Below are 12,982 nucleotides of genomic sequence, written 5' to 3'. Positions count from 1 at the left end.
CTCGACCTTCTGTTCTGCGGTAAACCACACCCGTGACGTGACCATGCGACACCTCCTCATCTTCTCAGATTAAAGGTGTTGCGACGATCGGTTGAACCCACCGCGCCTATTCGGCCATTCAGAGGCTATGTCTCGATTCTCGAAACCCGTCATTCGTTCTCTTCGCTGTTTGCGTCAGCCGCTTTGGTATCACTCCAAGGAAGGATCGGTCGCCTCCGCGAATATTCCGTCCAAGTCGTCAAATCGAGGATTAAGCGATATTTGTCGCGGAGGCGTTCGAATAACAGTCGGTCGCGCGGCTCCGGCTTGCCTAGTGGTGTCGGCTTCGATTTTAGGTATTTGCCAAGCACACCGAGCAGGAAATCCGGCGCACTGATGCCGAGATGGGGCTTTGAGACCGCTTGGATGCTAAACCCGGCGGGCCGACGGTCATTGCGGGCTTTGAGCCCATCGAACGCGCGTTGGACAAGTGCCTCGACCTTGGCGGCGGAGACTTTGTCGTTTTGCTCAAAGTAGAGAAACGCGAATTGGCTTTCTGCGGCTTTCAGCCTGCGCTCGATCATCGCACCAAGCAGCCGGAGATAGGTTTCCTCATAGCTCTTAGGCCCGTCATATTCGGCGAACGCCACATACCCCTCGAAGCGCATCCCGGCGAGGCGCTTTATGTATTCGATCCTGAGATCCTCGGTCGCATCCACATAATGGAGCCCACGCTTACGCAGCGCTTCCGCGTCTCCGTCCAAAAACATATCCGCCAACGCTGCGGCCAACACCTGCTGCCCCTCGGTGACCATCCGGGGCCCATGCTGGCTCATGGTCATGCCAATCGCGAGGATATTACGACCTCCTCGCTCGAACTCGGCCTCGTCGATGAAGAGATAGAAAGGTGCTCGGTATTGTCCACGCGGCGCGAAGCTCGGTTTCATGCCTTCCGCTTGCAAAGCCGCCCGCCAGCACGCCTTTAGCTGGGTGGCGATTATCGGTTCATGATGCGCGACGAATCGAACCGTCCCGTCGATCCGATTCACTTCTTGCTGGACCACTCGAGGATCATTGATACCAAGGTGCCGGAGGTGGTCAGCGAGCCCGAACTTTCCGGCGTAATAGAGCTCCTGCCGCAACCGGCGCTTCCGCACGCGCGGCACATGAGGCTGCGCGGGGTCGCTGATGCTGAGCCCCGTCACATAGTGCGCCTGGCCGATCTTAGATCGGCGCGTCTTCTGCTCCGCGAGCAAGAAGCCCTGCTCCTGGACCAGTTGGCGGATCGCATCGAGTTCAGGCAGCCCAGCGTTGCCGGAGAAGCTTAGATCGTCGGCATAGCGCGTGTAAGTGGCATCCATACGCGTAGCTAGAGCCGCACAAGCGAGGTCGAGCGGCAGTGCGATCGCGTTTGAAGCGCGTCTTCGTACAGCCTGTCGCCGTGCGGAAAGATGGCTCAAGAGTTCCAGCAGTTGAACGCCAGTCTATGCAATTCTTAAAAGGAGAAGCCGCAGCTCCTGCTTTGTCGGGCGACGAGAGAGTAGGTCTGTTCGCTTCAGCGGTAGAACCAACTTTGCAGCGCGAGCTGATGCACAAAGGGGCCGCGAACGGCGATGGGAGTTACTCTGCGGAATTGATTGGATACGTCGAACTGGTGTGATCGCGCATTGAAGTATTTAGTTGCGCCGCGTCTCTCGTGAGAAACGCCGCATCTATTGGAGCGGCGATGCTGGCATTTCGGCCTCGCTCGACGACATGCTGGCCTGGGAATGCCATATCGATGCCACCAGAGACGATGCTAGCGGCCTTTACCGCCGCCTATCGAGGACACCGGCTTTTTCGGACGGTACGCCTGCGCGCTATGGTTCCGGCCTTGCTCACGAAACCATCGGGGATATCCCCGTGACCGGCCATGGCGGTGCGTTAAGCGGCTTTCGCTGTCAGCGCCTCTACGCTCCGTCGAAGAGATTGTCCGTGGTCGTATTGTTCAACCACGAGGCGGCGCGCGGGCTGATGCAGTCTATTCTGGGGCAAAGTGAAGCGGGGGGTGGCGCCGACCCTATCGCCTCCGACTGGAATGGTGATTATCTGGATGCCGCCAACGGCCTTTTGCTCGGCATAGAGGTAGACAGCTCGACACTCAATAAGCACTACGGCACGTCTCCCGATCGCCTCTATGTTGGTGCCAATGGTATCGCCTCCTCGTCCTCGATGACGCTGTCGCGTGATGGCAACGCCATCCAACTGGCGCGTCCGGGCGAAAACCTGAAGGCGGTAGCGACCCGCGTCGTAGGCCAAGGCGGAGAAGGCTTGGAAGGGCGCTATTTTCTCGTGAAATGGATGGCTTCCTCAATATCGCAGCTACCGGAAGCGTTCTCTTCGGCCGCTTCGAAGGTATTCTGGGCACTGGACCTATGCATGCCATTCATCCGGTGGGAGAATACCTGTTCGTCCTGTCCTGCCAGCGGTCGATGGACGCGCCTGCACCGGGTCGATGGACGATCCAGGTCGAGCGGGACGATGCCGGGGACGTTTGCGGTTTCGTTTTGGGCTGCTGGCTGGCCAGAAATTTAGCTTACAAGAAAATCGGCTGAGACCGATTTCAACAAGATGACAATAATCCCCCCACAATCGGGGGCATTATTGGGGTCCGCTTACGCCGCAGGCAAAGATTATGTCTGCCCTTCCGTCTGGCAGCTACTCTTGACGCGTTTGACGAATAGATTGGCGTAGTGGGAGAGAGGCCGAAGGTCGCTGTAGACCGCGTAGACGTTGAAGCGGATTGCCGGGACGATTTTCAAGATGCGTATTTTGTGGGATTTGCGAAAGGAGTTAGCCGTGAATGCGTCTACGACAGCGATGCCGCACCCGTTTTCAGCAAGCGAACAGGCGACGTAATATGTCTGTACCTGTATCCGTTGGGTAGGCATGACACCGATCTGTTTCAGCCGCTCGTCGAGAAGGCGTCCCAGCGGATCATCGCCGATCAAGCCGATCAGATCGGCCGGGTTGATATCCGACAGGCGGATTTGATCATCTCGCCACGGTCTGTCCGCGTCCTGAAAACACACCAGCTCGCCTTGGCATAGCTTTTCGGCACGGATCCCGACTTGTGGTTCCGGGTCGAAGGTGAACGCAATGTCAAGACGCTGCGCCATCAAGCTGTCGATAAGCTCCGACGTATGACGGGTGTGGACCTCGTAGCGAATGTCGGGATTCCGTAACTGGAATTGTTTGATGGCACGCGGCATGAGACTTAAGCCGAGACTCGGGATGCAGCCTATGCGGATACGATCCTGCCGGCTAGGCAACAGGTTGCGACTGAGCTGCTGGACTTGGTCGAGCTGATGGAACAGTTTCTCGATTTCGGGCGACAGCAATGTCGCTTCGCGAGTCGGAACGAGCCGTCCCTTGAGCCTTTCGAACAATCGAAACCCGAGCTGCTGCTCGGCATGCTTGATAAGTTTGCTTACTGCCGGCTGGCTAACTCCAAGCACGCGCGCGGCGCGGGCGATGGCCCCTGTTTGCAGAACGGCGTGACACGCTTCTATGTGGCGCAATTGCATGATTTGAGCCTCCAGCCTATAACTTTTGAATATACATACAGCAAGCAAATGTACTTGTATGCGCTCTTCGGAACTGCATAGTCAGCCGCTTGGAGGGGCGAGTGCGGGCATGCGAGTTTGCGTAGTGGGAGCAGGCGTAATCGGTCTGACGACCGCCTATTTCCTGGCGCGAGAAGGGCATCGGGTCACGATCGTCGACTGCAATGGCCTGCCCGGCCAGGGAGCCAGCTATGCCAATGGTGGTCAGCTCAGTTATTCCTATGTCGCGCCACTAGCGGCACCGTCGGCGTTTCTGTCTCTGCCGAGATACCTCTTTGACCGCAACTCGCCGCTGCGTTTCCGTCTGAGGGCACGGCCCACTCAATGGGCTTGGGTGATGCATTTTCTTGCGGCTTGCTGGCCTTCCTCCTACCGTCGGCATATGGCCGAACTCAGCACTCTTGCCTATCTGAGCCGCGAGATGATCGGAGAAATGGTGGCATGCGAGGCCATCGATTTCGATTTCGGCCACCGTGGCAAGCTCGTCATTCACCGCGACCGGCGAAGCTTGCAGGCAGCGGCTGATCTGGTCGCCTTTCAGCGGGATCTCGGTGCGGACCAGAGCCTGCTCGACGCGGATGCCTGCATTGCGCTGGAGCCCGCACTCGAGGGGATGCGCGGTAATCTCGTCGGGGGCGTTTTCACGCCATCGGAGGATGTCGGCGATTGTCACAAGTTTTGCACGGCGCTCGACGGATTGCTGCGCGACCGCTACGGTGTCGAACGGCTCTATCATCACAAGGTTGGTTGCCTGAAGACGGAGAGGCAGCGGCTACGCGCGGTGCGGACGAACCATGGGGATGTCGAAGCGGATCTGTTCGTGATGACCGCAGGGCTTTCCAGCCGCGACCTGATGCGCCCGCTGGGCGTGCGCCTTCCGCTCTGCGCGCTCAAGGGTTACAGTTTAAGCATACCCGTGGATGGTTCGTGCGATACGCTCAAGATCAGCGTCACCGATAGCCAAAACAAGATTGTCTATGCTCGGCTTGGCTCCATCATCCGCATCGCAGCCATGGTGGATATAGGCGCGGCGCATGGTGTGGTCGATCTAGAAAGGACCGAGATGCTGAAACGCCATGTGCGCGCCAGCTTTCCCGATCTCGGACCGCTCGACACCGCCAAGGTTTGGGCCGGCGACCGCCCGGCGACCGCCCAAGGTAAACCGATCGTCGGCGTCAGCCCATTCGAAAATCTCTATCTCAATGTCGGACACGGTGCCCTTGGCTTCACACTGGCCTGCGGGAGTGCCAAGCTCGTTACCGAGCTTATGCAGGGAGACCCGACAACCATAGACGCACGGCCGTTCCGTCTCGGAACGGTGCATTGATCGAAGCAAGGCGGTAAGCGAACGTGCGGCAACCGTCAAAATTAACAGCACGAAGCACAAGGAGAACGGAATAATGGGAGCATATGATCACACAGTATTCGGAAAGAGCAGCCGCAAAATGAGGCTTGGCCTCTCGGCTGCGGCAATATTTGGCGTTCTGGCCACGGTCGGAACGGTATGGCCGGCCCAGGCCGCTGATCTCAAGGTGGCGATCGCCTCCGATGCCCTGACACTCGATCCTATCGCATCGAGCGATAACGCTTCGATCTGGACGGAACTGCTGATTTTCGACCAACTCGTCCGCCCATCCAGGGACGGCACGAAGCTGGAGCCGGGCCTCGCTGAGAAATGGACGGTTTCCCCGGACGGCCTAGAATATACCTTTACGCTCCGCGATGCGAAATTCGCAAATGGCGAAGCCGTGACTGCCGATGACGTCATCTACTCGCTGCAACGCGCGGCCGGCGAAAAATCCGACTGGGCTCGTTTCTTCAAGCCGATCACCAAATATACCGTGGTCGATGCGAAGACCATCACGTTCAATCTCGACAAGCCGTTCACGCCGTTGTTGAACAATTTGGGCATGTTCAGCGCCTCTATTCTTCCCAAAAAGGAGGTCGAGGCCAAAGGCGCGGACTTCTTCCAGGCCCCCTTCGGGTCGGGTCCGTTCACCGTCAAGACATGGAAACATGGAGAGAAGATCGTTCTCGCCAAGAACTCGAACTACTGGCAGTCGGGCAAGCCCGCCGTCGATGAAGTCGAAATCCAGGTCATAGCCGAGGATAATTCGCGCGTCCTGAAGCTCAAGGCTGGCGAGGTCGATGCGATCGTTGGCATTCCGTTCAATCAGGTTAGCCAACTCAAGAGTGATCCGGACCTGAATGTCGGCGTCGCCGACGTGTTCCGTATCGAATTGGTCCAGTTGAACACCACCAAGAAGCCGTTCGATGATGAAAGGGTGCGGCAGGCTCTGAACTACGCCGTCGACAAGGATGCCATCGTGAAGGGCGTGCTGCGCGGGAACGGCAAAGCCGCTTCGACCGCACTGCCAATCATGGCGTACCATAACGAGGATTTGAAGCCCTATCCGCACGACGTGGCAAAGGCCAAGGCGCTGCTGAAGGAGGCGGGCTACGAGAATGGCTTCAAGGCTTCTATGCTGGTTCAATCGGGCGATGTCACCTATCGGCAGGTCGCCAGCGCCCTGCAAAGCAACCTGAAGGACATCGGGGTCGATCTTCAACTCCAGGGCATCGAAGGCAGTTCGCAGTTCAGCACGACGAAGAGCGGCAATTACGAGATGTCGTTGAGCTACGCCTCCAGCGACACCATCGATCCCGATCAGATCATCGGTTTCACGTCGATCAACCCCGAGCGGGCAAACGCATTTCATACGCAATGGAAGGATGAGCGCGTGAACACGCTTTACGAGCAGGAGCGGCAGACGCTGGACGGCCCGGAGCGGGGCGCAATGTTCAAGGAGATGGAGACGCGTGTCCATGACGGCGCGCCGTTCATCTTCCTCTACCACCAAGGCATGCCCTATGCGAGCCGCAAGAACGTGGAGGGGTTCGAGGTTCTTCCCACGTCCAACTATCGGCTTGAAGACGTGGTCGTGAGGTAGACAACTCCATCAGGAGCGAGCCGCCGGCATCGAGCCGGCGGCTTCGTCGCTCAATCAACAAGACGAGGCAATGGTTTTACTGAAATTTACGTTTGGGCGATTGTTGCAGCTGATTCCGGTCCTCCTTGGAATAACGCTGATCGCCTTCCTTTTGTTGCGGGTGTTGCCGGGCGATCCGGCCACGCTGATCCTCGGCAGTCGTGGAACGGCGGAAGACATCGCCCGGTTGACGACGCAACTCGGCCTCGATCGCCCGCTATGGCAGCAATATCTCGGATTTCTTGGCGACATGCTGCGCGGCAGTTTCGGTCAATCCATCGCCTATCACACCGCGGTCGGGCCTCTGATCCTCGAGCGCCTATGGACTACATTGGCGCTGGTCGGTTTCAGCACGGTGCTGGCGGTCGTCATGACCATTCCATTTGCGCTGATGGCCGCGCTTCACAAAGGTGGCATCGTCGACCACGCCATCAAGGTATTCTTCGTGGTGATGATGTCCATGCCGGCATTCTGGCTCGGTGTGCTCCTGGTTCTTTTGCTCAGCATCGCCTTTCCCGTCTTTCCCGTCTCGGGATCGGGCGAAGGGATACTGGGTCGCCTATATCATCTATTCCTGCCGTCCTTCATCATTGCGCTGGGCACGGCGGCGCTGACGATCCGTTCCCTGCGCTCCAGCCTTATCGACGTGTTGAAGGCTGACTACGTCGATACGGCGCTCGCCAAGGGCCTGCGCTCGCGGCGCGTGTTGTTCGCCCATGTGCTGCGCAATTCGCTTATCAGCACGATCTCCGTACTTGGCGTGCATACCAGTTGGGTCATCGGCGGCACGGTCGTGATCGAAGCGGTGTTTGCGATCCCCGGCCTCGGCTATCTTCTGCTTTCATCGATATCGGCGCGCGACTATCCCATGGTCCAAGGGTTGACGGTGACCTTCGCTGTTCTGGTCGTACTGATCAACCTGATCACCGATATCGCCTACGCAGCCGCCGACCCGAGAGTGAAGCTGTCATGAGTTGGGTCTCCGCTGAAACTCGGGGGCGCTTTCGGCGTAACCTGTCGCTACAGGTTGGGCTGGCCATGCTCGTCGCATTGGCTTTGCTCATTCTCCTGGCGCCGTTGTTCATGCACGGAGACACGAGCGAAGTGAATTTCGAACGGGCGTTGTTGCCGCCGGGCGGCGACCACTGGTTCGGCACCGACGATCTGGGCCGCGATGTCTTTGCCCGAGTGGTGGCGGCGGCAGGCATAGACCTGCAGATCGCGATCATCTGCGTGTTCATTCCTTTTCTTATCGGCAGTGCCGTCGGCCTGATCTCCGGCTATGTCGGAGGCCTGACGGATGTGGTGCTGATGCGCATCGTCGACGTGCTTTGGGCGTTCCCGTTCTATGTGCTGGTCATCGCCATTGTCGGCTCACTCGGGCCAAGCCTGTTCAACATGTACATGGCCTTTACCCTGGTGGCGTGGATATCCTTCGCCCGCATCGTGCGCGGCGAGGTGCTGTTGGTGAAGCGCATGGAATATGTGCAGGCTGCCCAGGTTCTCGGCTACAGCCAGGCGCGCATCATCTTGCGCCATGTTCTTCCAAACGTCATCGCGCCGGCCATCGTCTTCATGATGGCGGATGTGGTGCTGACCATTCTGGCCGTAACGGCACTCGGTTTTCTCGGCCTCGGCATCCAGCCGCCGACCCCGGAATGGGGTGTGATGATTTCCGAAGGCCGCAATTTCATCATTGATGGGTGGTGGGGGTCGCTGTTCCCCGGTCTGGCCATTGTCTATGTCGGTGTCACTTTCGCTTTCCTTGGCGACGGGCTCGATGATTTTCTGAGGCCGAAGGAATGAGCGTGTCGCCACCCCTGTTGCAGGTCGAGAATCTCGTCACCCGCTTTGGCGCGGTTACCGCCGTCGATGGCGTGAGCTTCGATATCCGCCCTGGCGAGATATTCGGCCTCGTCGGAGAATCGGGCTGCGGCAAGAGCGCGACATGTCGCTCGCTGATCCGCCTCTTCGGTGGCGCTTCAGCCGAAGTCGCTGCGGACGGCATTCTCTTCGAGGGCCAGGACCTGGCCCGGCTTTCGGACCGTGCCATGGAGGATATCCGTGGCGCGCAGATTGCCATGATCTTTCAGGATCCGATGACCGCGCTGAACCCGACCATGCGCATTGGCGAGCAGGTCGCCGAGGGCGTACGCCGCCATCGCGGCTTGCGGGGCGAACCTGCGCGCAAGGAAGTGATCGCCTTGCTGGAAAGCGTCGGCGTCACCTCGGCTGCGTCCAGACTTGCGGCCTATCCGCATGAATTCAGCGGCGGCATGCGCCAGCGCGTCCTGATCGCCATTGCGCTTGCCTGCCGCCCCCGCCTGCTCATTGCCGATGAGCCGACAACGGCGCTCGACGTGACCATTCAGGATCAGATACTCAAGCTGATCCTGAGACTGCGCGACGAAACCGGTCTCGCGGTGCTGATGGTGACGCACGATCTTGGCGTAGTGGCGCAGACCTGCGATCGCGTGGCCGTGATGTATGCCGGACGCATCGTTGAACGCGGCGACACGCGGCAGGTCTTTCGGCGGCCGGCGCATCCCTATACCCGCGCCCTGCTGGATGCCCTGCCAGCCCATACCGGCCGCGGCACTCGTCTCAAGCCACTCGGCGGCGAACCGCCGGATCTCTCGTCGCCGCCCGCCGGATGCCGTTTCCACCCTCGTTGTGATTTCGCGACGGCGGTTTGCAGAACCGTCCAGCCGTCATTGCAGCCCATCGAGGCCGGACATGATACTGCGTGCTTGCGTGCCGGGGAGCTTGGGCTTTGAGCGGCTCGGCGGAAATTATGGAACCAGTTCGGGCAGATACTTCTCCTCTGCTCGAAGTTCGCGGACTATCCAAGAGCTTCGAGCAAGGGCGTAGCCTTGTCCAGGCCCTGGCGGGGCGCCGTGGCAGCGTACTGCAAGCGGTGCGCGACGTGTCTTTTACCATCCGTCCCGGCGAAGTCCTCGGGGTGGTGGGTGAAAGCGGCTGCGGTAAAAGCACACTCGGCCGCTGCATCGCCGGGCTGAACACCCCTAGCGCCGGTGAGATGTTTTGGCAGGGACACCCGCTCGCCGAAATAGGCGACCGGCGCGCCGCGAGCCGGCTGATCCAGATGATTTTCCAGGACCCATACTCCTCGCTCAACCCGCGCATGACCGTGGGACAGACGATCGAGGAGGTTCTGATCGCACATGGCCTTCATGGCGGCAGAGAGACACGAATGGCACGGGTCGATGAACTGCTGGCGACCGTGGGACTGTCCCCGCGCCACAAGGAGCGCCTGCCGCACGCGATGAGCGGAGGCCAGCGCCAGCGCGTCAGCATCGCGCGCGCCCTTGCGGTGGAGCCGAGGCTTATCATCGCGGACGAGCCGGTTTCAGCTCTCGACGCTTCCGTCCAGGCACAAATCATCAACCTGTTCGAGGAATTGCGCGACCGCCTAGGCATCGCCTTCATCTTTATCGCCCACGACCTCAACGTGGTTCGCCATATCAGCCATCGGGTCGCCGTCATGTATCTGGGCGAGGTGATGGAAATCACTCAGGCTGACGCGCTATTCGAAGCACCGCGTCATCCCTATACGAAGGCGCTTCTATCGGCGATCCCATGGCCCGACCCAGACCGCAGGACGACCGTTACCAGCTTGGAAGGCGAACCGCCGGACCCACTCCATCCGCCCGTAGGGTGCAGTTTTTCAAGCCGCTGTGCCTGGGCTCAGACTGCATGCCGCGCCGAGCGGCCACCCCTCGTGGCCTATGACGAATCTCACGACGTACGCTGCATCAGGATGTACGAGATCGATTGAATTACAGGAGTTTATTGATGATGTTCTACGATGAAACGGATCGCTCTCGCATGTTGGGCGAAAATCTCGTCACGTGGGCCTTGGACCGGTTCGGTGCCATCGGGCTGGATCGCGATCACATGGCGTTCACGTTTGTACCGCTCGATGCGCCACTGGTGCCCGGAACTCACGACCGCCCGGCCGGTTATAGCCACAACGGTGCGAAGGACTTCTATCCGTGCAGCGTCGTCAAGGCCTTTTACCTGGCCGCGGTTGAAGCTCGCCTCGAAGAAGGGGCGGTTCAGCCTCATGTCGAACTTGACCGGGCCATGCATGATATGATCGCCTGGTCGAGCAATACGGCGACGAATTACATCATCGACCTGGTTACCGGCACGACCGGCGATACGTTGCTCGACGATGCGGCGATGCGCGATTGGGTCGAGCAGCGCAACTGGGTCAACGGATACATGCAGGGGCTGGGTTGGCCGGAATTGCAAGGCATCAACGTCTGTCAAAAATTGATGGACGACGACCGCTACGGACGTGAACACGTATTCGCCAGGCTTGGCGGCAACAATCACAACCGCCTGAGCACCGTCTCCGCCGCCCGCTTGTTCTACGCCATATTTACCGGACGCCTTGTAACGGCAGCGCGTAGCCGCAACATGGCGGAACTTCTTCATCGACCGCTCGATCCAGCATTTATCACCCTTCCGGCCGCGCAGGTGGAAGGCTATTTCGGGGCTGGGCTTCCGGCAGGCTCTAGGCTGTGGTCAAAGGCGGGACACACCACGTGGACGGGCGATGTGACAGCAAGTTATCGGCGTCACGATGCCGCCTATGTCGAACTGCCGAACGGCAAGGCTTTTATCCTGGTTGTTTTCACCGAAGGTCAGGCGGTATCGGACAACCTTTCCATGCTGCCCGCATTCGCCAAGTATGCCGCGGAGTTACTTTTTTGATGGAAACCCATAATAAGTCCGCGAGACAATGAATCTGTAATAAGAATTAAGGTTAACAGGCTTCTAAGCCGTGTGGGCAGGTGGATCTAATCCCTTAACCCGGAAATGCCCATGTAAGGCATAGAGCGTCGGCGTGATGCACTTCGCGGCATCGCCATTTCCTATGAGCGCGGGGAATTCGTACTACGGGTTGCACTCGCGCGTAGCCGGCGTTGACTGCTGCGCGCGAGGCGCGCCCAGTTGCACCGGGCTTGTGGGCGCCGGCGGGATCATTTCCTGGAACTTCGCCGAGGAGCCGGCGGCGGCCGCCCGAAATGATGATCTTGGCCGAGGTCAGTTCCAGACGGCCGCTTTCCCACAGGCGGTTCTCGACGAAGGCCTGGAGGTCGGGATGGCGAGCGTTCCTCTTCGGAGCTTGGGGCTTGGTCGGTAGATTCGATACGAATTATTCGCTCTCCAGTCGGCCCGCGCTCGCCGACCAGCCACACCTTGCCGCAAGGCATGCTCGGACGCGGCCTATCCGCGAGTAAACGGAGTTCGCAGTTCGTTCCAGAATGGTGGATAAATGGCGCGCCGGGCAGGATGAAACTGGGCACTTGTATGTCATTGTTTGCGCTATGTAATTTTTAGCAGCTGCAACGAGCGTGATTCATGTATCTTTGTCGCCCTGTTGACAGAGGTTACGTACCCCACACCGATATGTCTTATGAAATTATAATAACGACTCGCCTCGCAGGCTTGCCCTGTTGTCTACTGGCGTAATTACTGGCCAGTCTCTCGCCGGGCCAAAAAAGAGACTGGGGGAAACATGGGGTTCATTACTGCATCGAAAATCGTACGCGCGGCAATGCTCAAAGGGGCGGGCCTGTAGCCATGAAAGCGCAGCGTACCGTACTGGAAACGCTTCTTGATTGGTCTGTAGATCGTCCATTTTGGCAGCGCGACGCATTGCGGCGCATTGTCGTCGCAGGGACGCCGAATGAGGCCGCGGTTACCGACTTGCTGGCGCTGTGCAAGAAAGGACACGGCACGACGGGCATTGAACAGGAACCGGCAGTTCTGGAAGCAGCGCATCTCCCGGCCAATCCCGGCGATGGCGTTTCCGTCGCCTTGGCTGCCATGGGGACAATCGTAGGTGTGAACCAGCTAGCGCCCGGTCAGACCCTCGATTTCGAAACAAGCGGTCTGACGGTAATCTACGGCCCGAACGGCGCGGGCAAGTCGGGCTACGGACGCGTTCTGAAGCGAGCGTGCAGGGCACGGAAGGCGGGCGAGATCATGCCCGACGCCTATAACCCGCCCCCAGCGGGAAGAGCTACGGCCACGTTTAACATCCTCAAAGACGGTGTGCCTGCTGATCCGGTCCCGTGGACGGATGACGGCCGGGCTGACGGCATATTGTCGGCGGTCAGCGTTTTCGACCGCGACTGCGGCTCGGTCCATGTCCAGGAAAAGAACGAGGTCGCCTTCCGACCGTTTGGCCTCGATATCCCGGACGATCTCGCGGGCGTATGCCAAAAGCTGAAGCAGCTTCTCACTGCCGAAGAGACGCAGCTCCAGGCCCGCCGACAGTCACGGAAGAAACGATCGTATGTCCGCCATACTGGAGTGGCATACTGATTGTTTCAATCAAGACATGTGCCGCACTGGCCATTTCGGATGACG

Annotated in this window: 11 protein-coding genes and 2 pseudogenes; 10 read left to right on the top strand and 3 right to left on the bottom strand. The window is 59.2% G+C overall.

From position 1 onward, the window contains the following. Positions 1-149 precede the first annotated feature (149 nt). Positions 150-1,340 (bottom strand): RNA-dependent RNA polymerase family protein, encoded by a 1,191-nt coding sequence (locus ACX3P0_RS24690; protein WP_459092783.1) that lies wholly within the window; start codon positions 1,338-1,340, stop codon positions 150-152. A 319-nt stretch (positions 1,341-1,659) separates the two neighbouring features. On the opposite strand from ACX3P0_RS24690, the pseudogene ACX3P0_RS24685 reads away from it, so the two are divergent. Both ACX3P0_RS24685 and ACX3P0_RS24680 read left to right on the top strand, forming a co-directional pair. Beyond that, a pseudogene (locus tag ACX3P0_RS24685) lies at positions 1,660-2,265 on the top strand (serine hydrolase); the annotation flags it as partial. 50 nt (positions 2,266-2,315) lie between these two features. Next, on the top strand, positions 2,316-2,573 hold the full coding sequence (locus ACX3P0_RS24680) for a hypothetical protein (protein WP_459092785.1): 258 nt from the start codon (positions 2,316-2,318) through the stop codon (positions 2,571-2,573). 78 nt (positions 2,574-2,651) lie between these two features. Here the strand turns inward: ACX3P0_RS24680 and ACX3P0_RS24675 are convergent, their stop codons facing one another. Next, complete coding sequence (locus tag ACX3P0_RS24675) at positions 2,652-3,545, bottom strand: LysR family transcriptional regulator (RefSeq protein ID WP_459092781.1); 894 nt, start codon at positions 3,543-3,545, stop codon at positions 2,652-2,654. A gap of 25 nt (positions 3,546-3,570) precedes the next feature. Between ACX3P0_RS24675 and ACX3P0_RS24670 the strand changes: the two genes are divergently transcribed. From ACX3P0_RS24670 to ACX3P0_RS24640, 7 genes are all read left to right on the top strand, one after another. Continuing rightward, complete coding sequence (locus ACX3P0_RS24670; RefSeq protein WP_459092779.1) at positions 3,571-4,911, top strand: D-amino acid dehydrogenase; 1,341 nt, start codon at positions 3,571-3,573, stop codon at positions 4,909-4,911. 118 nt (positions 4,912-5,029) lie between these two features. Then, positions 5,030-6,535, top strand: a complete 1,506-nt coding sequence (locus ACX3P0_RS24665) for an ABC transporter substrate-binding protein (protein ID WP_459092777.1) — start codon at positions 5,030-5,032, stop codon at positions 6,533-6,535. Positions 6,536-6,605: 70 nt separating this feature from the next. Further along, positions 6,606-7,547: an ABC transporter permease gene (locus ACX3P0_RS24660; protein ID WP_459092775.1), complete on the top strand. Its 942-nt coding sequence runs from the start codon at positions 6,606-6,608 to the stop codon at positions 7,545-7,547. After that, positions 7,544-8,380 carry an ABC transporter permease gene (locus ACX3P0_RS24655; protein WP_459092773.1) on the top strand — a complete coding sequence of 279 codons (837 nt, stop codon included), beginning with the start codon at positions 7,544-7,546 and terminating at the stop codon, positions 8,378-8,380. Before ACX3P0_RS24660 ends, ACX3P0_RS24655 begins: the two co-directional genes overlap by 4 nt. Further along, positions 8,377-9,351, top strand: a complete 975-nt coding sequence (locus ACX3P0_RS24650; RefSeq protein WP_459092771.1) for an ABC transporter ATP-binding protein — start codon at positions 8,377-8,379, stop codon at positions 9,349-9,351. Before ACX3P0_RS24655 ends, ACX3P0_RS24650 begins: the two co-directional genes overlap by 4 nt. After that, a complete protein-coding gene (locus ACX3P0_RS24645) occupies positions 9,348-10,373 on the top strand; it encodes an ABC transporter ATP-binding protein (RefSeq protein WP_459092769.1) in 1,026 nt (341 codons plus the stop codon). Before ACX3P0_RS24650 ends, ACX3P0_RS24645 begins: the two co-directional genes overlap by 4 nt. Before the next feature lie 17 nt (positions 10,374-10,390). Then, complete coding sequence (locus ACX3P0_RS24640) at positions 10,391-11,317, top strand: serine hydrolase (RefSeq protein WP_459092767.1); 927 nt, start codon at positions 10,391-10,393, stop codon at positions 11,315-11,317. A gap of 199 nt (positions 11,318-11,516) precedes the next feature. Here the strand turns inward: ACX3P0_RS24640 and ACX3P0_RS24635 are convergent. Continuing rightward, positions 11,517-11,717 (bottom strand): annotated as a pseudogene (locus ACX3P0_RS24635) (electron transfer flavoprotein subunit alpha/FixB family protein); the annotation flags it as partial. Between the two features lie 473 nt (positions 11,718-12,190). Between ACX3P0_RS24635 and ACX3P0_RS24630 the strand changes: the two are divergent. Continuing rightward, positions 12,191-12,937 (top strand): hypothetical protein, encoded by a 747-nt coding sequence (locus ACX3P0_RS24630; RefSeq protein ID WP_459092765.1) that lies wholly within the window; start codon positions 12,191-12,193, stop codon positions 12,935-12,937. Positions 12,938-12,982 lie beyond the last annotated feature (45 nt).

This window comes from Mesorhizobium sp. A556 (genome assembly GCF_054489545.1).
The sequence above is the reverse complement of the archived record's forward strand: the minus strand, read 5'-3'. Positions and strand labels throughout refer to the sequence as shown.

Bases quoted from the DNA above. Each gene is read 5' to 3' on its own strand.
- ACX3P0_RS24690 (WP_459092783.1), bottom strand. From the start codon at position 1,340: ATGGATGCCACTTACACGCGCTATGCCGACGATCTAAGCTTCTCCGGC.
- ACX3P0_RS24680 (WP_459092785.1), top strand. From the start codon at position 2,316: ATGGATGGCTTCCTCAATATCGCAGCTACCGGAAGCGTTCTCTTCGGC.
- ACX3P0_RS24675 (WP_459092781.1), bottom strand. From the start codon at position 3,545: ATGCAATTGCGCCACATAGAAGCGTGTCACGCCGTTCTGCAAACAGGG.
- ACX3P0_RS24665 (WP_459092777.1), top strand. From the start codon at position 5,030: ATGAGGCTTGGCCTCTCGGCTGCGGCAATATTTGGCGTTCTGGCCACG.
- ACX3P0_RS24660 (WP_459092775.1), top strand. From the start codon at position 6,606: ATGGTTTTACTGAAATTTACGTTTGGGCGATTGTTGCAGCTGATTCCG.
- ACX3P0_RS24655 (WP_459092773.1), top strand. From the start codon at position 7,544: ATGAGTTGGGTCTCCGCTGAAACTCGGGGGCGCTTTCGGCGTAACCTG.
- ACX3P0_RS24650 (WP_459092771.1), top strand. From the start codon at position 8,377: ATGAGCGTGTCGCCACCCCTGTTGCAGGTCGAGAATCTCGTCACCCGC.
- ACX3P0_RS24640 (WP_459092767.1), top strand. From the start codon at position 10,391: ATGATGTTCTACGATGAAACGGATCGCTCTCGCATGTTGGGCGAAAAT.
- ACX3P0_RS24630 (WP_459092765.1), top strand. From the start codon at position 12,191: ATGAAAGCGCAGCGTACCGTACTGGAAACGCTTCTTGATTGGTCTGTA.